Source organism: Aeromonas sp. S2(2024), from assembly GCF_041402505.1.
Classification (GTDB): Bacteria; Pseudomonadota; Gammaproteobacteria; order Enterobacterales; family Aeromonadaceae; genus Aeromonas; species Aeromonas media.
In genome coordinates this window covers 17,705-38,484 of the sequence record NZ_JBGLRL010000004.1, presented here as the reverse complement: position 1 = coordinate 38,484, position 20,780 = coordinate 17,705, and the positions used below count along the sequence as shown (strand labels likewise).

Annotated in this window: 17 protein-coding genes; 14 read left to right on the top strand and 3 right to left on the bottom strand. The window is 63.0% G+C overall.

Annotation, left to right across the window (positions count from 1 at the left end; all coding sequences use genetic code 11):
* Positions 1-69: 69 nt before the first annotated feature.
* Complete coding sequence (glyA, locus tag ACB039_RS05825; RefSeq protein ID WP_005326585.1) at positions 70-1,323, bottom strand: serine hydroxymethyltransferase; 1,254 nt, start codon at positions 1,321-1,323, stop codon at positions 70-72.
* Positions 1,324-1,755: 432 nt separating this feature from the next.
* Between glyA and ACB039_RS05820 the strand changes: the two genes are divergently transcribed.
* The gene (locus ACB039_RS05820) at positions 1,756-2,040 is read left to right on the top strand and encodes a hypothetical protein (protein WP_005326583.1); all 285 of its coding nucleotides are present in this window, start codon (positions 1,756-1,758) and stop codon (positions 2,038-2,040) included.
* Positions 2,041-2,086: 46 nt separating this feature from the next.
* Here the strand turns inward: ACB039_RS05820 and torS are convergent, their stop codons facing one another.
* Positions 2,087-4,906, bottom strand: a complete 2,820-nt coding sequence (torS, locus tag ACB039_RS05815) for a TMAO reductase system sensor histidine kinase/response regulator TorS (protein ID WP_371165282.1) — start codon at positions 4,904-4,906, stop codon at positions 2,087-2,089.
* A 70-nt stretch (positions 4,907-4,976) separates the two neighbouring features.
* Between torS and torT the strand changes: the two genes are divergently transcribed.
* Both torT and ACB039_RS05805 read left to right on the top strand, forming a co-directional pair.
* Complete coding sequence (gene torT / locus ACB039_RS05810; protein ID WP_041205181.1) at positions 4,977-6,023, top strand: TMAO reductase system periplasmic protein TorT; 1,047 nt, start codon at positions 4,977-4,979, stop codon at positions 6,021-6,023.
* 35 nt (positions 6,024-6,058) lie between these two features.
* Positions 6,059-6,463: a GFA family protein gene (locus ACB039_RS05805; RefSeq protein ID WP_005326576.1), complete on the top strand. Its 405-nt coding sequence runs from the start codon at positions 6,059-6,061 to the stop codon at positions 6,461-6,463.
* Positions 6,464-6,502: 39 nt separating this feature from the next.
* Here the strand turns inward: ACB039_RS05805 and torR are convergent, their stop codons facing one another.
* On the bottom strand, positions 6,503-7,213 hold the full coding sequence (torR, locus tag ACB039_RS05800) for a two-component system response regulator TorR (RefSeq protein ID WP_005326575.1): 711 nt from the start codon (positions 7,211-7,213) through the stop codon (positions 6,503-6,505).
* A 145-nt stretch (positions 7,214-7,358) separates the two neighbouring features.
* Here torR and torC point away from each other — a divergent pair, with 145 nt between their 5' ends.
* From torC to panF, 11 genes are all read left to right on the top strand, one after another.
* The gene (gene torC, locus ACB039_RS05795) at positions 7,359-8,525 is read left to right on the top strand and encodes a pentaheme c-type cytochrome TorC (RefSeq protein ID WP_005326573.1); all 1,167 of its coding nucleotides are present in this window, start codon (positions 7,359-7,361) and stop codon (positions 8,523-8,525) included.
* 40 nt (positions 8,526-8,565) lie between these two features.
* Complete coding sequence (torA, locus tag ACB039_RS05790; RefSeq protein ID WP_371165281.1) at positions 8,566-11,058, top strand: trimethylamine-N-oxide reductase TorA; 2,493 nt, start codon at positions 8,566-8,568, stop codon at positions 11,056-11,058.
* Positions 11,059-11,157: 99 nt separating this feature from the next.
* Positions 11,158-11,826: a molecular chaperone TorD gene (gene torD, locus ACB039_RS05785; protein ID WP_005326569.1), complete on the top strand. Its 669-nt coding sequence runs from the start codon at positions 11,158-11,160 to the stop codon at positions 11,824-11,826.
* A gap of 7 nt (positions 11,827-11,833) precedes the next feature.
* Entirely contained in the window at positions 11,834-12,202 is a 369-nt protein-coding gene (locus tag ACB039_RS05780; protein WP_043129151.1) for a hypothetical protein, read from the top strand.
* 106 nt (positions 12,203-12,308) lie between these two features.
* A complete protein-coding gene (locus ACB039_RS05775) occupies positions 12,309-14,102 on the top strand; it encodes a putative bifunctional diguanylate cyclase/phosphodiesterase (protein ID WP_371165280.1) in 1,794 nt (597 codons plus the stop codon).
* A 198-nt stretch (positions 14,103-14,300) separates the two neighbouring features.
* Positions 14,301-16,247: an acetate--CoA ligase gene (gene acs, locus ACB039_RS05770; protein WP_270824269.1), complete on the top strand. Its 1,947-nt coding sequence runs from the start codon at positions 14,301-14,303 to the stop codon at positions 16,245-16,247.
* A gap of 283 nt (positions 16,248-16,530) precedes the next feature.
* Positions 16,531-16,980: a type II 3-dehydroquinate dehydratase gene (aroQ, locus tag ACB039_RS05765; RefSeq protein ID WP_270824270.1), complete on the top strand. Its 450-nt coding sequence runs from the start codon at positions 16,531-16,533 to the stop codon at positions 16,978-16,980.
* A 36-nt stretch (positions 16,981-17,016) separates the two neighbouring features.
* Entirely contained in the window at positions 17,017-17,478 is a 462-nt protein-coding gene (gene accB, locus ACB039_RS05760) for an acetyl-CoA carboxylase biotin carboxyl carrier protein (RefSeq protein WP_005326559.1), read from the top strand.
* Between the two features lie 15 nt (positions 17,479-17,493).
* Complete coding sequence (gene accC / locus ACB039_RS05755; RefSeq protein ID WP_005326556.1) at positions 17,494-18,834, top strand: acetyl-CoA carboxylase biotin carboxylase subunit; 1,341 nt, start codon at positions 17,494-17,496, stop codon at positions 18,832-18,834.
* Positions 18,835-18,948: 114 nt separating this feature from the next.
* Positions 18,949-19,197 carry a YhdT family protein gene (locus ACB039_RS05750; protein ID WP_005326553.1) on the top strand — a complete coding sequence of 83 codons (249 nt, stop codon included), beginning with the start codon at positions 18,949-18,951 and terminating at the stop codon, positions 19,195-19,197.
* 68 nt (positions 19,198-19,265) lie between these two features.
* Positions 19,266-20,723 carry a sodium/pantothenate symporter gene (gene panF, locus ACB039_RS05745; protein WP_270824271.1) on the top strand — a complete coding sequence of 486 codons (1,458 nt, stop codon included), beginning with the start codon at positions 19,266-19,268 and terminating at the stop codon, positions 20,721-20,723.
* Positions 20,724-20,780: the final 57 nt, after the last annotated feature.

The window sequence follows — 20,780 nt, the reverse complement described above, 5'->3', positions numbered from 1 at the left end:
TTGCCGAACGCCGCAAAAAACAATGCCACCCGAAGGTGGCATTGATCTCAAACCAGACTGTCCGGCCGATCAGGCATAGACAGGGAAACGGCGGCAGATGTCCAGCACCTTCTCGCGAACGGTGGCCAGCACGGCGTCGTTGTCGTGGTTGTCCAGCACATCGCAGATCCAGTTGGTCAGCGCGATGGACTCGGCTTCCTTGAAACCACGGCGAGTGATGGCCGGGGTACCGATCCGCACACCCGAGGTGACGAAGGGGGAGCGCGGGTCGTTCGGCACCGAGTTCTTGTTGACGGTGATGTTGGCCTTGCCCAGCGCCGCATCGGCCTCTTTACCGGTCAGCTCGCGACCGATCAGGTCAACCAGCATGAGGTGGTTGTCGGTACCGCCGGAGACGATCTTGTAACCGCGCTCCATGAAGGTAGCGGCCATGGCCTTGGCGTTCTTGACGACCTGGGCCTGATATGTCTTGAACCCGGGCTCCAGTGCTTCCTTGAAGGCTACGGCCTTGCCGGCGATGACGTGCATCAACGGACCACCCTGACCACCCGGGAAGACGGCGGAGTTCAGCTTCTTGTACAGATCTTCGTCGTCGGCGGCGGAGAGGATCAGACCACCACGGGGACCGGCCAGGGTCTTGTGGGTGGTAGAGGTGACCACGTGGGCGTGGGGCACCGGGTTCGGGTAGACGCCCGCGGCAATCAGACCGGCCACGTGGGCCATGTCAACGAACAGCCAGGCACCGATCTTGTCGGCGATTTCGCGCATGCGGGCCCAGTCAACGATACCGGAGTAGGCGGAGAAGCCACCGATCATCATCTTCGGCTTGTGCTCGACGGCCAGGCGCTCCATCTCGTCGTAGTCGATCTTGCCGGACTCATCGATGCCGTAGGGGATGATGTTGTACAGCTTGCCGGAGAAGTTCACCGGGGAGCCGTGAGTCAGGTGGCCACCGTGGGCCAGGTTCATGCCCAGCACGGTGTCACCCGGCTGCAGCAGGGCCATGTAGACGGCGCTGTTGGCCTGGGAGCCGGAGTGCGGCTGCACGTTGGCGTAGGTGGCACCAAACAGTTCCTTGGCGCGCTCGATGGCCAGGGTTTCGACCACGTCGACGTACTCGCAACCACCGTAGTAACGCTTGGCCGGGTAGCCTTCAGCGTACTTGTTGGTCAACTGGGAGCCCTGGGCTTCCATGACACGGGGGCTGGTGTAGTTCTCAGACGCGATCAGCTCGATATGTTCTTCCTGACGACGGGTTTCGTCTGTGATGGCCTGCCACAGCTCTGGATCATAGCCGGCGATGGTCATGTCACGTTTCAACATCCGTTTATCTCCTGAAAATCGTTTGCGCGATAGGTGAAGTGGGCCCGCGCATTGTAACGTGAGCTGGATCAAAGAGACAGTCCAACCACCCAAAAACTTGTTTATAAAATGTAAAATACGTCGCAATTTTCGAAGCCGGACGCCCCTCTTTCCCCTTGCCTTCCACGGAGCCTGCGCCCCTTCCGTCGGCTCGGCCCCTCCTGGGGCGCCCGGCGAATCTGTCTGACCCGCCCTCCGAGTCCTCCCCATTGAAGGGCAAAACCAGAGCCAGATCATGGATATAGCATTTACTAACAGATAACATCTTTAGACGGCACCGCGGTTGCGAAGCCTGGCGAGTGGCCATGAGCTGACAACGGCAGGGTCCTTTGGCGCACAGGGTCACATCACAGCCCTGCGTGTGCCTCTCTCACCACAAGGGGGAACTCCACGATGGATCACCTGATGCTGTTTGTGATTGTCTCGGTCTTTGCCATCTTCTATTGGGTCTACTACACCGGCAGTCGCAAGGGCGCCTGCACCACCCGCTGGGAGACGCTGCCCACCCGGGAGCAATACCTGGCAGCCCACCCCGAGGCCATCGATGGTGACCTCATCTTCTGCATCCATTGCGGCCACCATCAGCAGCTCGAAGTGGGCGTGGTGCACCAGGCTGACTACCGGCGCCAGCACATCTGCCCCCGCTGCAAGCAGGCACTCTATCGGGACGAAATGTAAAGAGAGTACAGGCGGGTCAGCCGCAGGCGGCAGGTCAACCAGAGGCTCATGTCGGGGTCGTCAGGTGCTTCTCCTGCCACGCCTTCAGCATCGCCACCGCCGCATCAAACTCCCCGGCCAGCCCAGCCGGATCAGCGTCACCCGCCTCCAGGGCGGCGCACTGCGCGGCAAAGTCATCCAGCCCGAGCGCCAGGGCACTGCCCTTGAGCTTGTGGGCCATCCCCTTGCGTTCTTCCCCCTCGCACCGCACCAGTGCGGCCACCAGGGCCGCCCCCTGGGATTCAAACAATCCGATGAGCTGACGGATGCGCTGACTGCCGAGCAAGGCCAGGTCGGCGTCCAGCACGGGGTTGGCGACCCGGGGGGCGGGCTGACTGACAGTGCCCTCCCTCGTGCCCGGCAGGGCCTGCGCTGTCTCTATCTGGAACTGACGGTCTATGGCGCTGGCCAGCGCAGCCAGGCGTACCGGTTTGCCGACAAAGTCCGCAAAACCCGCCTCCAGACAGAGGCGGATATCCTCGGGGTACATCTGGGCCGAGATGGCGATGGCGGGCAGCGGCCGCTCGTGCACCTCCTCGCTGATGGCGGCCAGATCTTCGCGCAGCGTCATCCCGTCCATGTCGGGCAGGTTGATGTCGAGCAGCGCCAGCTCGAAGGGACGCTCGGTCACCCGCGCCAGTGCACTGCGACCATCTTCCGCCAGGGTGACGCGATGACCCAGGCGAGTCAGCATGCCGTGCGCCACCAGCCGGTTGATCTCGTTGTCTTCCACCAGCAGGATCTCGCGAGACTGGCCGAGGTGCAGCGGCTGGGCCGCAGCCGGCAGCTGGGCGGCCGAGCGTTGCAGGGGCAGACTGAAGCTGAAGTGGCAGCCCTCTCCGGGCTGGCTGGCGAGACGCAGATCTCCCCCCATGGCGGCCACCAGCTTGCGGCTGATGGCAAGCCCGAGTCCGGTGCCCCCCTGATGCCCCATGTCCCGCTTGCGCTGGCGGAACGCCTCGAACACCGCCTCCTGCTCATGTTCAGGAATGCCGGGGCCGGTATCGCTCACCACAAACAGGATGCAGGGCTCGGCGCAGGGGCCACCGCATGGGAGGGGGCTCACCTCGAGGCAGATCCGCCCCCTGGCGGTGAACTTGACCGCGTTGCCCAAGAGGTTCGCGAGCACCTGGCGCAGCTTGCCCAGATCCCCTTCCACCACGGGAGGCAGGGCGGGGGCGTATTCCAGCACCAGGGCCACTCCTCTGGCCTCTGCCTTGGGTCTGAACAGGGCACTCAGTTCATCGACCAGTTGATGCAGCGGGAAGGGTTCCCGGCGCGCCTCCACGTGGCCCGCCTCGATCTTGGAGTAATCGAGGATGTCGTTGAGGATCTCCAGCAAGGATTCGCCGCTGTGCTCTATGGCGGCGAGATAGCGCTGCTGGGTCTCGCTCAGGCTGGTATCCTCCAGCAGGGTCAGCCCCCCCAGAATGCCGTTCATGGGGGTGCGAATTTCGTGGCTCATTGTGGCGAGAAAGACCGACTTGGCCCGATTGGCCTGTTCCGCCTCGGCCCGTGCCTGCCGCTGCTTATCCACCTCTTCGTTGAGGCGCAGGTTGGCATGGCTAAGCTGACCGGTGCGCTCCTCGACCCGCGACTCCAGCTCGCGCTGATGGCGGCCCAGTTCGACCGCATTGTCACGAAACACCTGTAGGGCCCGGCCCAGCTCCGCCAGCTCATCGCGGCCCGCCCCGGCGATCGGCTCAAGGGGAGCCAGATCCCCGCGCGCCAACCGGCTCATCCCCTTCACCGCATGTTGCAGCGGCCAGACGATGCGGCCGTAGACCATGCGCCACATCAGCAGCATCAGCAGCACCAGGGTAAGCAGACCTATCCCCATCAGGGCCTGCTCCAACAACTTGAGGCGCTGGCTTAACGCCTGCTGGCTCTCTCCCAGGGAGTCGCGGGCGCGGTTGACCAAGTCACCCACCTGCTGGTTGAGGCTGCTCATCAAGGCCTCATTGGCGCTGGCCAGCACCCGCAGCGCCTCCCCCTTGCCGAGCCAGTCACTGCGCAGCTGCACCAGCTTGTCGCTCTGCGCCAACACGTTCAGCGCCTGCTCCACCGCCTGCCGGCGGGCCGGATCGGTCACCGCCCTGGCCCGCAGTTGCAAGATGGCCAGCTCCCGCTGCCCCTCCTGCAACAGCATTTGCAATTGTTCCTGCCGTTCGCTGCGCCAGATCTCCTCGATGCGCTGCTGCTGCATCAAAGTACGATGACGCAGTTCGGTCATCTGCTCCAGCCAGTCGAGATCCTGCTCCAGCAGGCGGTCCAGCGTCCGTGCTGCCAGCCCCCCTTGCTGTTGATAGAGGGAGCCCAGTCCCGCCACCATCACGGTTTCGGCGTTCTCCATCTGGCTGCGCGCCAGCTCGGCGATCTGCCCGGCCGCCGCCACCAGACGGGCCCGCTGCGCCTCGCCCTGCGCCATCAAGGTCAGTCGCTCTCCCACCAGCCAGCCCTGCTGACCCAGATTGCCGATGATGCTCTGGCTGAGCTGATCGAGGGTTGTTGAACCCTGCCCACGGCCAAGTAGTGCCAGCACCTGCTGAAGCTGTTGTCCCTGCAGGGTAAGCAAGCGCCCCTGATGCTCCCGCTCCTGCTCGCTGGTCGCGGTGGCCAGCAGCCGCGACGCGCTCTGGATCTCGCCGCTGAGGCGAGAGAGCGTGCGCGCCAGCTCCTGGTCGGCCAGGGTCTGCTGCACTCCTTGCTCCAGCTGGCGCAGATGGCTAAGCCCCACCCAGCCCAGCAGGGAGGCACTCAGGGTCAGCAACGCCATCAGGGAGAAGGCCAGCAGCAACTTGCCACCCAGGCCGGAAAAGATTCTCACGCTCAGCACCTTGGTTGTGGTCGGCTTTGACCGGATAATATGGCCCAACACTTTAACAAAACCCCTGACCATGCGAAGCGTCTATCTCTCCCTGCTGTTGCTTATGTGGTTGCTCACGCTTCCTCGCACCGCCCTCGCCTTTGCAGTCGATCTCTGGCCTGGCGGCGAATTCAGCGGCCAGCCGGTGCGCCAGCAGTGGCCGGAACCTTCCGCCACAACCAAACCGCTAACCCTCTGTGCCCTCTACCCCCATCTGCGCGACGCCTATTGGCTGTCGGTCAATCAGGGCATGGTGGAAGAGGCGAAACGGCTGGGGGTCAAATTGCAGATCCACGAAGCGGGGGGCTACGGCGCCCTCGTCGAGCAGCGCCAGCAGTTGCAGCGGTGCGTGCAGGAAGGCAGCGACGCCATCTTGCTCGGCGCGGTGAGCTATCAGGGCTTGAGCGAGGCAATCAAGGCCACGCCGCTGCCGGTCTTTGGGTTGGTCAACGATCTGCCCACCGGTCTGGTGCAAGCCAAGGTGGGGGTCTCCTGGTACCAGATGGGCTGGCAGATTGGCCACTGGCTGGCGCAGCGCCACCCCGCAGGCAGCAAGCCGGTCTCGGTCGCCCTCTTCCCCGGCCCGCAGGCGAGCGGCGGCAACAACTTCGTCGAGCCGGGCTTTGCCGACGCCATCAAGGGGAGCGCCATCAAGCTGGTCACCACCGAGCGCGGCGACAACAGCCGGGAAATCCAGCGCACTCTGGTGCAGCAGACTCTGGCCCGCTATCCCGACTTCGACTATCTGGTGGGGGGCGCCATCGCCGCCGAAGTGGCGGTCAACGAGCTGGCGCAGCGCCATCTCGACAGGCCCCAAGTGCTGAGCACCTACTTCAGTCACGGGGTACAGCGTGGCCTGCGCCGGGGCAAGATCCTGGCCGCCAACAGCGATCAGATGCGGCTGCAGGGGCGTCTTGCGGTCGCTCAGGCGGTCTGCCTTCTGCAACACCCAGATGCCAGTGCCGAGCAGTGCCCACGGGTGATGGGGCCACCCATTCTGACGCTGTCTGCGCCACTGGCCGACCCCGCAAATTCCCTCTCGGATGGTGCCTTTCGCCCCGTTTATCGGGTCGAATAGCATCAACATCCGCTAACCACACTCAAGGAGAAGAGATGAAAGTGTTACATGCCAGCTGCCTGTGCGGCGCCGTTGCCCTGACCCTGCCGGATCAATTCGACTATATGGGTAACTGCCACTGCAGCGAATGCCGCAAGTTTTCAGGGGGAGATTACGCCTCGGTCGGCGGACTGGATGGCAACAAGGTCACCATCGTAAAGGGCATTGATGCCATCAGCCGCTACCAGAAATCGGCAGAGACCACCCTGGCGTTCTGTCGTCACTGCGGCTCCAGCCTGTTCAGCCAGAAGAGCAGCAGCGGCAAGATCAACCTGCGCCTCGGGGTGCTGGACGATGTGCCAAGCCAGCGACCCGCATTTCATATCTTTGTCGGCTCCAAGGCACCCTGGCACCAGATTGGCGACGACTGCCCGCAATTTGATACCCGCCCGCCGGTCTGATCCTCGCGCCTTACACAGGCCAATGCCACCACGCCGGAGTCAGGAGGCTATCTCGCCGGCAAACAGATAGCCTTCACCATGGACGGTGACAAACAGCTGGGGATCCCGGGGATCTGCTTCCATCTTGCCGCGCAGCCGCCGGATCAACACGTCTATGGTGCGATCGCTCGGGCCATCGCCGCGATGGCTGATAAGGGTCAGGATCCGCTCCCGGCTCAGCACCCGCCCGGCATGGGCGACAAAGGCCACCAGCACTTCATATTCGGCCTTGGTCAGGCGCACCGGCACCCCGTCCTTGCTGAGCTGGCGGCGGGGAATATCAAAACGCCAGGGGCCAAAGCGCACCGCATCGTCGGTCGTCTCGGGTTCACTCGGGGCGGCGGCCAACGAGATCCGCCACAGCAGATTCTTGACCCGCACCAGCAACTCCCGCAGCTCGAACGGCTTGGTGACATAGTCGTCGGCCCCCATCTCGAGGCCGACAATCTTGTCCACCGCATCGCTGCGGCCGGTGACCAGAATGATCCCCACCGTGCTGCGCGCCCGCAGTTCACGGGTCAACAGCAGACCATCTTCCCCCGGCAGGTTGATATCCAGCATCACCAGATCGACCGTCTGCTCCGCCAGCACGGCGCGCATCTCCTGACCGTTTTCGACCGCAGTCACCCGATAGCCCTCCCGCTCGAAATAGCCGGTCAGCTTCTCGCGGGTCACCGCATCATCTTCAACAACCAGAATGTGGTAGCGCATGGGCAGGGTTCACGATGGTCGACAAGGGAGGATTATTCTATTCACATTTTGTCATAAATACCCCTATTTCATTAATTTGTGGCGGCAGCCCTGTTCACAACGCCTCCCTATCATGGCCCCCATCAAAAAAGTGATGTGAGAGAGCATGATGAAAAAACTGTGGCACTTCCTGCGCACCCCCAGCCGTCGCTGGTCGGTACTGGCGCTGCTTCTGGTGGGCGTCGGCGTCACCCTCGCGGGCACCGTCGGCCTGCACTATGGCTTTGAGAAAACCAGCAGCCTCGAATTCTGCATCTCCTGCCACTCCATGAAAGACACCGTCTATCCGGAGTACAAGGAGTCCATCCACTTCAAGAATGCCTCCGGGGTACAGGCGGTCTGCACCGACTGTCACCAGCCGAAGGATTTCGTCGGCAAGGTGGCCCGCAAGATGGAGGCGGCCAACGACCTCTATCAGGAGTACATCGGCCACAGCATCGACACCCAGGAGAAGTTCGAGGACCGGCGCCTGCATCTGGCCGAGAAGGTGTGGGCCCGGATGAGCCGCCAAAACTCCAAGACCTGCAAGTCCTGCCACAGCTACGACAACATGGATCACGCCAAGCAGTCCCCGGCGGCAGCGCTGGAGATGAAAGATGCGGCGGCGAAGAACATGAACTGCATCGAGTGCCACAAGGGCATCGCCCACGAGTTGCCCAACATGGCGGGGGGCTTCCGTGCCACCTACGCCACCCTGGCCAGCGAAGCCCAGCAGGCGCCAGCCGGCGACACCCTCTACACCCTGGGTGAAAAAGACCTCTACGCCAGCGAGCAGAGCACTGATCCCGTCGGCAAGCTGCTACCCGCCTCCCGCATCGAGGTGGTGGCCCGCAGCGGCGATCGCCTCAAGGTGACCATCGAAGGGTGGCGCGAGCGCGAAGGCAGGGGCCGGGTGCTAAGCGAATACATGGGCAAGCGGGTATTCGTGGCCACAGTCCGTGACGAGCTGAAAGCAAGCGAGAAGGTGCTCAAGCAGGAGACCGACAGCGCCACCCATATCCAGTGGGAGCAGGTGCAGGTTCAGGCCTGGGTCGATGGCAAGGGGCTCGAGCCCTCCCTCAAGCCCATCTGGGATTACGCCGGCGAGATGTACAAGTCCACCTGCAACTCCTGCCACGGCGCGCCGGATCCGGCCCACTTCACCGCCAATGGCTGGATCTCGGGGCTCAAGGCGATGTCAGCCTACTACCGCCTCAGCAAGGAAGAGGAGCGCACCCTGCTCAAATATCTGCAGAACCATGCCGCCGACACCGGTGGTCAGGGCAGCCACTAATTCCGGATTCGAGTTCCGGATCCGAGAGAGGAATAACAAGATGATCAACATTTCCCGTCGTGGTTTTCTGGGTGGCTTGCTGGCCAGCGGCGCCTCAGCCCTGATCGGCCCCTCCCTGCTCGGTCGCGCCGTGATGGCCGCCGAATCCGGCGACAAGCTGGTACAGTCCGGCTCCCACTGGGGCGCCTTCCGTGCCCGGGTGGTGGACGGTCGCTGGGTCGAGACCCTGCCGTTCGAACATGACAAACACCCCACCGAGATGCTCAAGGCCTTGAGTGAGGTGGTCTACAACCCCTCCCGCATCCGCTATCCCATGGTGCGGCTGGACTGGCTGCGCAAGGGCCACCAGTCCGACACCAGCGAACGCGGCCAGAACCGCTTCGTGCGGGTGACCTGGTCACAGGCGCTGGACTTTTTCTATCACGAGCTGGAGCGGGTGCAGAAAACCCATGGTCCGAGCGCCCTCTATGCCGGTCACTCCGGCTGGCAGTCGGTGGGCAAGCTGCACTCCGCTGGCGCCATGCTGGGGCGCGCCATGAACCTGCACGGCACCTATCTGGCCAAGGCGGGCGACTACTCCACCGGCGCCGCCCAGGTGATCCTGCCTCACGTGGCGGGGGCCATGGAGGTGTACGAGCAACAGACCTCCTGGCCGCTGGTGCTTGAACACAGCAAGACCATAGTCATCTGGGGCTCCGATCCCATCAAGAACCTGCAAGTGGGCTGGCTGGTGCCGGATCACAGCGTCTACGACTACTGGGCACAGCTCAAAGAGAAGGTGGCCAGGGGCGAGATCCGGGTGATCAGCGTCGATCCGGTCAAGTCCAAGACCCAGAAGTACCTCAATTGCGATCAGGTGACCCTGAACCCGCAGACCGACGTGCCCCTGATGCTGGGCATAGCCCACACCCTCTACAGCGAGAAGCGCCACGACGAGGCGTTTCTGAAGAACTACACCACCGGCTTTGACAAGTTCCTGCCCTACCTGCTGGGCGAGAGCGACGGTCAGGTGAAGGATGCCGAGTGGGCGGCCGCCATCTGTGGCGTGCCTGCCGACCGCATTCGCGAGCTGGCCCGCGCCATGAGCAGTGGCCGCACCCAGCTCATCGGCGGCTGGTGTGTGCAGCGCATGCACCACGGCGAGCAGTACGCCTGGATGCTGGTGGTACTGGCCTCGATGATTGGCCAGATCGGCCTGCCGGGGGGCGGTTACGGCTTTGGCTGGCACTACAACGGTGCCGGCACCATCACCTCCAGCGGCCCCATCATGTCCGGTTTCAGCTCCGTCATTCCCGGGGTCAAACCGCTCCATGACGGCGACTGGAAGGGTTACTCCAAATTCATTCCGGTGGCCCGTTTCGTCGACTGCATCCTCAATCCGGGCAAGACCATCGCCTTCAACGGCCAGACCATCACCTACCCCCACATGAAGATGGCGGTGTTCTGCGGCAACAACCCCTTCCACCACCAGCAGGATCGCAACAAGATGGTGGCCGCCTGGCGCAAGCTGGAAACCGTGGTCAGCATCGATCACCAGTGGACCGCCAGTTGCCGCTTCGCCGACATAGTGCTGCCCGCCACGACGACCTATGAGCGGGATGACATCGAGCAGTGGGGATCCCACTCCAACGCCGGCATCCTGGCCATGTACAAGGTGGTGGAGCCGCTGTTCGAGGCGCGCGATGACTACGACATCTTCGCCGATCTCTGCCGCCGCTTCGGTCGCGAGGCCGAGTTCACCGGCGGCAAGAGCAAGCTGGAATGGATCCAGAGCATCTATGACGACGCCCGCCTGCAGGGTCGCGGTATAGGCATCCGTCTGCCCCGTTTCAGCCAGTTCTGGCACGGCGAAGGATTCGTCACCTTCCCGGCGGGCCAGCCCTGGGTACGCCACGCCTCGTTCCGTCAGGAGCCGGATCTGGAACCGCTCGGTACCCCTTCCGGTCTCATCGAAATCTACTCCAAGACCATCGCCGACTACGGCTATGGGGATTGCCCGGGCCACCCGGTCTGGATAGAGCCCTACGAGCGCTCCCACGGCGGGCCGGGCAGCAAGCAATACCCGCTGCACCTGCAATCCTGTCACCCGGACAAGCGGCTGCACAGCCAGCTCTGCTCCTCCGACAACTACCGTGCCAGCTACACGGTGCAGGGTCGCGAGCCCGTCTACATGAGCCCGCAGGATGCCAGGGCGCGCGGCCTCAAGGACGGGGATCTGGTGCGGGTGTTCAACGGTCGTGGTCAGGTGCTGGCCGGTCTGGTGGTGAGCGAGGACTACGCCCCTGGCGTGGTCAGGATCCAGGAGGGCGCCTGGTATGGCCCCCAGGAGGGCGGCAAGGTCGGCACCCTCTGCACCTATGGGGATCCCAACGTACTGACCGCCGACATCGGCTCCTCCAGCCTGGCGCAGGCCACCACGGCCCATACAGCCCTGGTGGAGATCGAGAAGTTCAGTGGCGAGGCGCCCGCCGTCACCGCCTTCGGCGCGCCTGAGTCGGCCAAGGGAATAGACCCCATGTTCCCTGCGCTCTGACCCCGGGGGGACGAAAGCGCCCCCTTGAGTTTCCTTTATTTTTAAAGTCGTTAGAATCGGGAGCCATCAAGGCTCCCGATTGCCATCCACGGAGGATAAATGCAGGAATTCATGGCTACCAGCGAACGCCGGGCCCAACTCTACTGGTGGTTCTCCACCCTGTTTGCCGCCGAACTCAGTGATGAACAGATCGCCGAATATGACACCTATGACGTGCGAAGCTTCCTGAAAAGCCTCTCCACTCTGGATCCCATGCGCGAGGCCGTGGCCGAACTCAACGACGCCATCGCCCGCCTGCTGGTGCGCACCGATCGCCAGCTGGAGCTCGCCGCCGACTTCGCCGGCCTGTTCCTGGTGGATCCCAAGCAGGGGGCCCTGCCCTACGAATCGCTCTACCGGGGCGAAGCCAAGCTGCTGATGCAGGCCCCCATGGCCGAGATGCAGGCCCGCCTCGATCGCCTCGGCATCAATGTCAGCGACAAGTACCAGGAGCCCGCCGACCATCTGGCCATCGAGCTGGATCTGATGGGCAACCTCATCATCCACGCGGCGGAAGCGACCACGGCCGCCCAGCGGGAGAGCTGGCTCGGGGAGCAGGAAGCCTTGCTGCACGAACACCTGCTGGCCTGGTTCCCGCGCTTCGAGGCCGCCTGTCGCGCGGCTGACCAGTTTGGCTTCTACGGCGCCAGCGCCCGTCTGCTGGGAGTCTTCCTCACCATGGATGCCAACTACCTCAGCCTGGTCAAGCCGGCGCAGTCCGCCGACTAAGCCTCGCATGAAGACAGCCCTGCTTCTCATTGCATGCTGGCTGCTGGCCCTGATCCCGCTGGATCAGGGCCTCACCCCCCTCGCCGTCCTGCTGTTTCACCCTGACAGGGAACTGTACGGCGCCGCCCAGCTGACCGGCTTTGGCGGCATACTGCTCACCCTCTACCTCGCCAATCTCGGGGTCGAAGTGGTGCTGCGCCGCCGCTTCCAGATAGCGGGCATGCTCACCCTGCTGGTGGCCTGGATCGGCTTCATCAACAGCAGCGGCAGCGAGTCACACTTCCTGCTGCTCTACCTGCTGGCCCTGCCGTTCCACCTGCTCGGCTGGCTGGTGCTGGTGCGCGGCATTCAGGCATTCGGCCGCCAGAAAGGCTGACATCCCGTTGATTTAACATCATTCCCAGACTTTCCCTCCCCCTTAAAACTTCCTGCCATACTGACACAGTCGTCTAAATGACAAAGAAATCAATTCAGGAGCCTCCATGGAAAAAGTGCTACCCGAATCGGTTCAGACACTGCATTTGTCAGGCCCGTTATCCCTTCATGAATGGCAACAACTGTTCGAGCTGGCACCCTTTGGGATAGGGGTCTTCGATCGTGAATTCAGGTGCCGCGGCGTCAACGGGATCTTCACCGAGCTGAGCGGTCTGGCGCAGGAGGATCACCTCGGCAAGACGCTGTTTGACATCACGCCCGCCCAGGGCCCCCTGCTGCGCCTCCAACTTCAGCAATGGCTAGGTGACACGCCGCGCGCCGAGCTGGATCTGGGCACTGTCCATGTCTCCCGCCCCGGCGGGCCAAGGCGCTGGCAGCTGAGCTGCAGCCCCCTGATGGACGCCGCAGGGAGCTTCAATGGCATCTTTCTCATCGCCCGCGATCTCACCCAGGATCCCCGCGCCTACCTGGGCGTGACCCGCTTCACCGGGGAGATCCAGGAGACCAACAGCCAGCACGCACAGCGGCTCTACCAGGCGGAAGCCAGGCTCCACCACCTCTCCTATCACGACCCCCTCACCGATCTTGGCAACCGCAACCTGTTGCAGGAGCGGCTCGATCTGGAGATAGAGACGGCCCGCCTGAACAAGCAGGCCCTCGCCCTGCTGTTCATCGATCTCGACGGCTTCAAGCTGATCAACGACAACCTGGGACACAGCGCCGGGGATCTGCTGCTCAAGCTGCTGGCACAGCGCATCCGCCACAGCCTGCGCCCGGGGGATCTCGCCACCCGGCTCGGTGCAGACGAGTTCCTGGTGCTGCTTCCCGACATCCGGCAGCCCCAGGATCTGGTGGGGCTGATCGAGCGGCTGCAACACAGGCTCCACGATCCGACCGAGATCGGGCAGGAGCGGGTGCGGCTCTCCGCCATCATCGGCATCGCCCTCTACCCGGATCATGGCCTGACCCCGGATAGCCTCATCAGCGCGGCGGACAATGCCATGCACGAGGCCAAGCGCCGGGGCCGCAACGGCTACCTGTTCTACTCCCCCGACATGATGGCGCAGATGAGAGAGCGCATGGCCCTCGAGCAGGGGCTGCTCAAGGCCATGGAGCAGCAGCAATTCCGCCTGCTGTACCAGCCCATGACGGATCTGGCCGATGACAGCCTCAGCGGCCTCGAGGCCCTGGTGCGCTGGCAGCACCCCAGCGAGGGCATGATCTCTCCCGCCCGCTTCATTCCGGTAGCCGAGGAGTGCGGCCTGATAGAGCAGTTGGGGGAGTGGGTGATGCGCACCGCCTGCCAGCAGGGACAGCGGTGGCTGGCGGAGGGGTTTGCCGTGCCCAGGCTCTCCGTCAATGTGTCGGTCAGGGAGATGCGCTCCCCCGACTATGTGGACAGGGTCACCGCCATCCTGGCGCAGACCGGCTTCCCGGCGGAGCGGCTGGAGATAGAAGTCACCGAGAGCATCATCCAGAGCGTGGATCAGAGCCTGCACCTCTTTACTCGCCTCAAGGCGCTGGGAGTGCAGATCGCCATCGACGACTTCGGTACCGGCTTCTCCTCCCTGAGCCTGCTCAAGAGCCTGCCCATCGATCGCATCAAGATAGACAGGGCCTTCGTGCAGGCGCTGCCCGACGACAAGCACAGCCGGGAGCTGTGCCGCACCATCGTCAGCTTGGCCGACAGCCTCGGCATGGCGGTCACGGCGGAAGGCATAGAAACCCAGCCCCAGCGCCAGTTCTTGCAGTCTCTGCGCTGCGAGGAGGGTCAGGGCTACCTGTTCAGCCACCCCCTGTCCCAACCCCACATGACCTCCATGCTCGCCCCCCAGCGCTGACGGCGAGCCGAAAGGGACCCCATGAAGAAGGGAGCGCCAGGCTCCCTTCTCTTTACTCCCTTCCGCTTGCTCCCGTCAGGGGCCGCTCAGAGGTACCCCTCCTCCTCGCGTCGCTATCCAAAAGTCTAATTGCCCTCCCGTGCCAAAGGTATAAGTTGTTACTCAATCATTACAAAAATGTATTTACAGGAGTGAGAGATGAGCGAGAGCAAGGTCTATCCGGTCAAGGCCCACATAGGTAGCGACGCCCTGCTGGACAAGGAAGGTTATGAAGCCATGTACCTGGCGTCGGTACAGAACCCGGACGCCTTCTGGGGTGAGCAGGGCAAAATCCTCGACTGGATGACCCCCTACACCCGCGTCAAGAACACTTCCTACGATCCGGGCCACGTCTCCATCAAGTGGTACGAGGATGGCCTGCTCAACGTGTCGGCCAACTGCCTGGATCGCCATCTGGCCCAGCGCGGCGACAAGGTCGCCATCATCTGGGAAGGGGACAACCCGGCCGAGGATCGCAAGCTGACCTATCGCGAGCTGCACGGCGAGGTGTGCAAGTTTGCCAACGTGCTCAAAGCCCAGGGGGTCAAGCGCGGTGACATGGTCTGTCTCTACATGCCCATGGTGCCGGAAGCGGCCATCGCCATGCTGGCCTGTACCCGCATCGGCGCCGTGCACAGCATCGTCTTCGGCGGCTTCTCGCCGGAGGCCCTCTCGGGTCGTATCATCGACTCGGGCTCCTCCATCGTCATCACCGCCGATGAAGGCCTGCGCGGCGGCCGCCCCATTCCCCTCAAGAAGAATGTGGACGAGGCGCTCACCCACCCTGATACCAAGGTCAACAAGGTCATCGTGCTCAAGCGCACCGGCGGCAAGGTCGCCTGGCATGACCACAGGGACATCTGGTGGCACGACGCCGTCGCCGCCGCCAGCCCTGATTGCCCGCCCGAGGCCATGAGCGCCGAGGATCCCCTGTTCGTGCTCTACACCTCGGGCTCCACCGGCAAGCCCAAGGGGGTGCTGCACACCACGGGCGGCTATCTGGTCTATGCCGCCCTCACCTTCAAGTACGTGTTCGACTATCACGAAGAGGACATCTACTGGTGTACCGCCGATGTGGGCTGGGTCACCGGTCACTCCTATCTGGTCTACGGGCCGCTCGCCAACGGCGCCACCACCCTGATGTTCGAGGGGGTGCCAAACTACCCGGCCACCAACCGCATGAGCCAGGTGGTGGACAAGCACCAGGTCAGCATCCTCTATACCGCACCCACCGCCATCCGCGCCCTGATGGCCAAGGGCAAGGAGGCCATTGAGGGCACCTCCCGCACCAGCCTGCGCATCATGGGATCTGTGGGTGAACCCATCAACCCGGAAGCCTGGGAGTGGTACTACCGCACCATAGGGGACGAGCGCTGCCCCATCGTCGACACCTGGTGGCAGACCGAGACAGGCGGCATCCTCATCAGCCCGCTGCCCGGCGTCACCGCCCTCAAGCCCGGCTCCGCCACCCGTCCCTTCTTCGGGGTACAGCCTGCTCTGGTAGACAACCTGGGTGAGCCGCTGGAGGGCGCCACCGAGGGCAACCTGGTGATCACCGACTCCTGGCCTGGCCAGATGCGCACCGTGTTCGGCGATCACGAGCGCTTCGAGCAGACCTACTTCTCCACCTTCCCGGGCCGCTACTTCACAGGCGACGGCGCCCGTCGCGACGAGGATGGCTACTACTGGATCACCGGTCGGGTGGATGATGTACTGAACGTCTCCGGCCACCGCATGGGCACCGCCGAAATCGAGTCGGCCCTGGTGGCCCATCCCAAGATCGCCGAGGCGGCGGTGGTGGGCGTGCCGCACGAGATCAAGGGTCAGGGCATCTACGCCTATGTCACCCTGATCGCCGGGGAGGAGCCGAGCCGCGAGCTGCATAAAGAGGTGAAGGAGTGGGTGCGCAAGGAGATCGGCTCCATCGCCACCCCGGACGTGATCCACTGGGCCGAGGGGCTGCCCAAGACCCGTTCCGGCAAGATCATGCGCCGTATCCTGCGCAAGATCGCCACCGGCGAGACCGACAGCCTGGGGGATATCTCCACCCTGGCGGATCCGGGCGTCGTGGACAAACTTATCCGCGAGAAGTCGGAAGCGGCCTGAGTCCTTCCCCTCTCACAACAAAGCCGGCCTTGTGCCGGCTTTGTTGTATCTGGAAAGCCCAAAGAGGCGGACACTGCGGCAGAGCGGCGCTGCGCGCCAACATGCTCAATAAATGGCCAGATGTAGAGATTAGACCAGTAAAATGCTGCTAATTTTCACGAAATCAATATAATTGCGAAATCTGTGTGCCAGGGCACACCGAATTGTGCAGAAAGTGGCTAGATTTTTGGTGGTCCACAGATAGCTGATAGATAGCAGCATAATCATCGAGGATGTACTCAATATGTCGCAACATCACCGAATCCTCCTGCTCAATGGCCCGAACCTGAATCTGCTGGGCAAGCGGGAGCCGGGCATCTACGGCAGCAAGACGCTCGATGAGATCGTCGCCGATCTGACCCAGCACGCCAACGAACTCGGTGTCACCCTGGAACACCTGCAATCCAATGCCGAACATGAGTTGGTCGGCCGCATCCATCAGGCCATGGGCCAAGTGGATTTTATCATCATCAACCCGGCCGCCTTCACCCACACCAGTGTCGCCCTGCGCGATGCCCTGCTGGGCGTGGCCATCCCCTTTATCGAGGTTCACCTGTCAAACGTTCATGCCAGGGAACCCTTCCGCCATCACTCCTATCTGTCTGATGTCGCCAAAGGGGTCATTTGTGGGCTGGGTGCCGATGGCTACCAATTCGCTTTAACCGCGGCCGTGCATCAGTTGCGCGCGGCTTGATAATCACTGATCAGATAAAGAAGAAAGAGAATGCTAATGGATATCCGCAAAATCAAGAAGCTGATTGAACTGGTTGAAGAGTCCGGCATCGCCGAGCTGGAAATCTCCGAAGGGGAAGAGTCCGTTCGCATCAGCCGCAATTTCTCCGGCCAGGTTAGCGTTGCCCCGCAGATGATGATGCAGCCGGCGCAGGTTCAACATGCTGCCGCGCCGGTCGCCGCTGCCGCCCAGGCCGCCGCCCCTGCTGCCGATGCCGCCCCGAGTGGCCATCTGATGCGCTCCCCCATGGTCGGCTCCTTCTACCGCTCCTCCAGCCCGGAAGCCAAGCCGTTCGTGGAAGTCGGTCAACACGTCAATGTCGGCGATACCCTGTGCATCGTCGAAGCCATGAAAATGATGAACCAAATCGAGTCTGACAAGGCCGGTGTGATCAAAGCGATCCTGGTTGAAAATGGTCAGGCCGTCGAATTTGACGAGCCGCTGTTCATCATCGAATAAGGGAAGACGCCACCCATGTTGGACAAAGTAGTCATCGCCAACCGCGGTGAAATTGCCCTGCGGATCCTGCGCGCCTGCAAAGAGCTCGGGATCAAGACAGTGGCCGTTCACTCCACTGCCGATCGGGAGCTCAAGCATGTGCTCCTGGCCGACGAAACCATCTGTATCGGCAAACCCGCCAGCGGTGAGTCCTACCTCAACGTGCCGGCCATCATCGCCGCCGCCGAGGTGACCGGTGCCGTCGCCATCCACCCGGGCTACGGCTTCCTCTCCGAGAACGCCGACTTTGCCGAAGTGGTCGAAAAATCCGGCTTCATATTCATCGGCCCGCGCGCCGAGACCATTCGCCTGATGGGTGACAAGGTTTCCGCCATCGAAGCGATGAAGAAGGCGGGCGTGCCCTGCGTACCCGGCTCCGACGGCCCGGTGGACAACGATGCCAAGCGCAACGCCACCATTGCCAAGCGGATCGGCTACCCCGTGATCATCAAGGCCGCCGGTGGCGGTGGTGGTCGTGGCATGCGCGTGGTGCGCAACGAGTCGGAGCTGGCCGCCGCCATCGCCCTGACCAAATCCGAAGCGGGCCAGTTCTTCAAGAACGACATGGTCTACATGGAGAAATACCTGGAGAACCCGCGCCACATCGAGATCCAGGTGCTGGCTGACGGCCAGGGCACCGCCCTCTATCTGGGTGAGCGCGACTGCTCCATGCAGCGTCGTCACCAGAAGGTGGTGGAAGAGGCGCCGGCACCCGGCATCACCGAAGAGATGCGCAAGTTCATCGGTGAGCGCTGCGTGCGCGCCTGTCTCGAAATCGGCTACCGCGGTGCGGGCACCTTCGAGTTCCTGTACGAGAACGGCGAGTTCTACTTCATCGAGATGAACACCCGGATCCAGGTCGAGCACCCGGTCACCGAGATGGTCACCGGTGTGGATCTCATCAAGGAGCAGCTACGCATCGCCGCCGGCCAGCCCCTGTCGATCACCCAACAGGACATCCGCATCCGTGGCCATGCCATCGAGTGCCGGATCAACGCCGAAGACCCGGCCACTTTCATGCCGTCTCCTGGCCTCATCCAGCGCTTCCACGCGCCGGGCGGTCTGGGCGTGCGTTGGGAATCCCACATCTATGCGGGTTACAAGGTGCCGCCCTACTACGACTCCATGATCGGCAAGCTGATCTGTTACGGCGAGAACCGTGACATCGCCATCGCCCGCATGCGTCACTCTCTCGACGAGCTGGTGGTGGAAGGGATCAAGACCAACATCGCCCTGCAAAAAGAGATCATGAAGGACGAGAACTTCCAGCACGGTGGCACCAACATCCACTACCTGCACAAGAAGTTGGGTCTGTAAAAGACGCTTTAGCAGAGCGCGTTCGGTCCCTCGGGATCGACAGCGAAAAAAGGGCCATGGCGACATGGCCCTTTTTTGTTATCCTTGCGCCCCTCAAAATTGTCGGAGGCCAAGGTGAATCGTTTCGCGCTCGCCCGTCGGGAAGCAGCCCTCTGCCTGCTGCTGACCCTGCTTTACTTCGTTGCCTGGTATGGCTCGGCGTACTTCGTTCCCGAGACGCTCGAGCTCTGGAATATGCCGCTCTGGTTTCTGCTCAGCTGCATCCTGATGCCACTGCTGTTTATCGGCCTCTGCGCGCTCATGGTGGATCGCCTGTTCGTCGACATTCCTCTCGACCCCGAGGAACCTCCTCATGACTCCTGAGCCGCGTACTGAACCCATGACGGATCCCCGGTTTGCCGACGCCCCGCTGGACACCCAGGAGTCCCCCCATGAATCTTGAGTTGATGCTGCCGCTCTTCGTCTATCTGGTGCTGGTGCTCGGGGTCGGCTTCTGGGCCGGTCGCCACCGTGCCGGGGGTGACTTCGTGCAGGAGTACTTCATCGGCAACCGCAGCATGGGCGGTCTGGTGCTGGCCATGACGCTGGTAGCCACTTACACCTCGGCGTCTTCCTTCATCGGCGGGCCCGGTGCCGCCTACAAGATAGGCCTGGGCTGGGTGCTGCTGGCGATGATCCAGCTACCCACCGTCTGGCTCACCCTGGGGGTGCTTGGCAAGAAGTTCGCCATCATCGCCCGCCGGGTCAATGCGGTGACCATCAACGACATGCTGTGGGCCCGCTACCGCAGCAAGTGGGTGGTGGTGCTGGGCTCGGTGACCATCATCCTCGCCTTCATCGCGACCATGGTGGTGCAGTTCATCGGCGGCGCCCGCCTGCTGGAGACGGCAACCGGCCTCAGCTACCAGCAGGGGCTCTTCCTGTTTGCCAGCTGCGTGCTGCTCTACACGGTGATCGGCGGCTTTCGCGCCGTGGTGATGACCGACGCCCTGCAAGGGATCATCATGCTGATCGGCACCGGCGCCCTGCTGGCCGGGATCCTGATCGCCGGTGACGGCCTGCCGAACCTCATCCACCAGCTCAAGGTAATCGATCCCAAGCTGGTGAGCCCGACCGGCGCCGGTGACATGCTGACCCAGCCCTTCATGTTGAGCTTCTGGATCCTGGTCTGCGTCGGTGTGGTGGGGCTGCCCCACTCGGCCCTGCGCTGCTTCGGCTATCGGGACAGCAAGGCGCTACACCGGGGCATCCTCATCGGCACCGTGGTCAGCGCGCTGCTGATGCTGGGCATGCACCTCGCAGGTGCCCTGGGCCGCGCCATCCTGCCCGGCATGGACAGCCCGGACAAGATCATGCCCTCCCTGATGATGGAAGTGCTGCCCCCCTGGCTGGCGGGGGTCTTCCTGGCGGCCCCCATGGCGGCCATCATGTCCACCATCGACTCCCAGCTGATCCAGGCTTCGGCGACCCTGGTCAAGGATCTCTACCTCAACTACCTCAATCCTCGCCAAGAGAAGCTGGAGGTGCGCATTCCCAGGCTCTCCCTGCTCTGCACCCTGATCCTCGGCACCCTGGTGCTGCTGGCGGCGCTGCAGCCCCCCGAGATGATCATCTGGCTCAACCTGCTCGCCTTCGGCGGCCTGCAGGCGGTCTTCCTCTGGCCCCTGGTGCTCGGCCTCTACTGGTCGCGGGCCAACGGCCCGGGGGCGCTGGCCAGCATGGTGTCAGGCATTGTCTGCTACGGGGCCTTGAGTCAGTGGGGGATCAAGCTGGCCGGCCTGCACGCCATAGTGCCTAGCCTGGGACTCGGCCTCGCGGCCTTCATCCTGGTCAGCCTGCTGACCCCGGCCCCGGATCAGTCGGTTCGCCGATTGTTTGATCAGAAATAAGAAAGGGGCCAATAAAGGGACTCGCACCTATTCCCAAATGGGTGCGAGTGAGTAAAA

What these genes read in the sequence shown, in the direction of transcription:
- glyA (WP_005326585.1), bottom strand. Translation starts at nt 1,323, where the DNA reads ATGTTGAAACGTGACATGACCATCGCCGGCTATGATCCAGAGCTGTGG.
- ACB039_RS05820 (WP_005326583.1), top strand. Translation starts at nt 1,756, where the DNA reads ATGGATCACCTGATGCTGTTTGTGATTGTCTCGGTCTTTGCCATCTTC.
- torT (WP_041205181.1), top strand. Translation starts at nt 4,977, where the DNA reads ATGCGAAGCGTCTATCTCTCCCTGCTGTTGCTTATGTGGTTGCTCACG.
- ACB039_RS05805 (WP_005326576.1), top strand. Translation starts at nt 6,059, where the DNA reads ATGAAAGTGTTACATGCCAGCTGCCTGTGCGGCGCCGTTGCCCTGACC.
- torR (WP_005326575.1), bottom strand. Translation starts at nt 7,213, where the DNA reads ATGCGCTACCACATTCTGGTTGTTGAAGATGATGCGGTGACCCGCGAG.
- torC (WP_005326573.1), top strand. Translation starts at nt 7,359, where the DNA reads ATGATGAAAAAACTGTGGCACTTCCTGCGCACCCCCAGCCGTCGCTGG.
- torA (WP_371165281.1), top strand. Translation starts at nt 8,566, where the DNA reads ATGATCAACATTTCCCGTCGTGGTTTTCTGGGTGGCTTGCTGGCCAGC.
- torD (WP_005326569.1), top strand. Translation starts at nt 11,158, where the DNA reads ATGCAGGAATTCATGGCTACCAGCGAACGCCGGGCCCAACTCTACTGG.
- ACB039_RS05780 (WP_043129151.1), top strand. Translation starts at nt 11,834, where the DNA reads ATGAAGACAGCCCTGCTTCTCATTGCATGCTGGCTGCTGGCCCTGATC.
- ACB039_RS05775 (WP_371165280.1), top strand. Translation starts at nt 12,309, where the DNA reads ATGGAAAAAGTGCTACCCGAATCGGTTCAGACACTGCATTTGTCAGGC.
- acs (WP_270824269.1), top strand. Translation starts at nt 14,301, where the DNA reads ATGAGCGAGAGCAAGGTCTATCCGGTCAAGGCCCACATAGGTAGCGAC.
- aroQ (WP_270824270.1), top strand. Translation starts at nt 16,531, where the DNA reads ATGTCGCAACATCACCGAATCCTCCTGCTCAATGGCCCGAACCTGAAT.
- accB (WP_005326559.1), top strand. Translation starts at nt 17,017, where the DNA reads ATGGATATCCGCAAAATCAAGAAGCTGATTGAACTGGTTGAAGAGTCC.
- accC (WP_005326556.1), top strand. Translation starts at nt 17,494, where the DNA reads ATGTTGGACAAAGTAGTCATCGCCAACCGCGGTGAAATTGCCCTGCGG.
- panF (WP_270824271.1), top strand. Translation starts at nt 19,266, where the DNA reads ATGAATCTTGAGTTGATGCTGCCGCTCTTCGTCTATCTGGTGCTGGTG.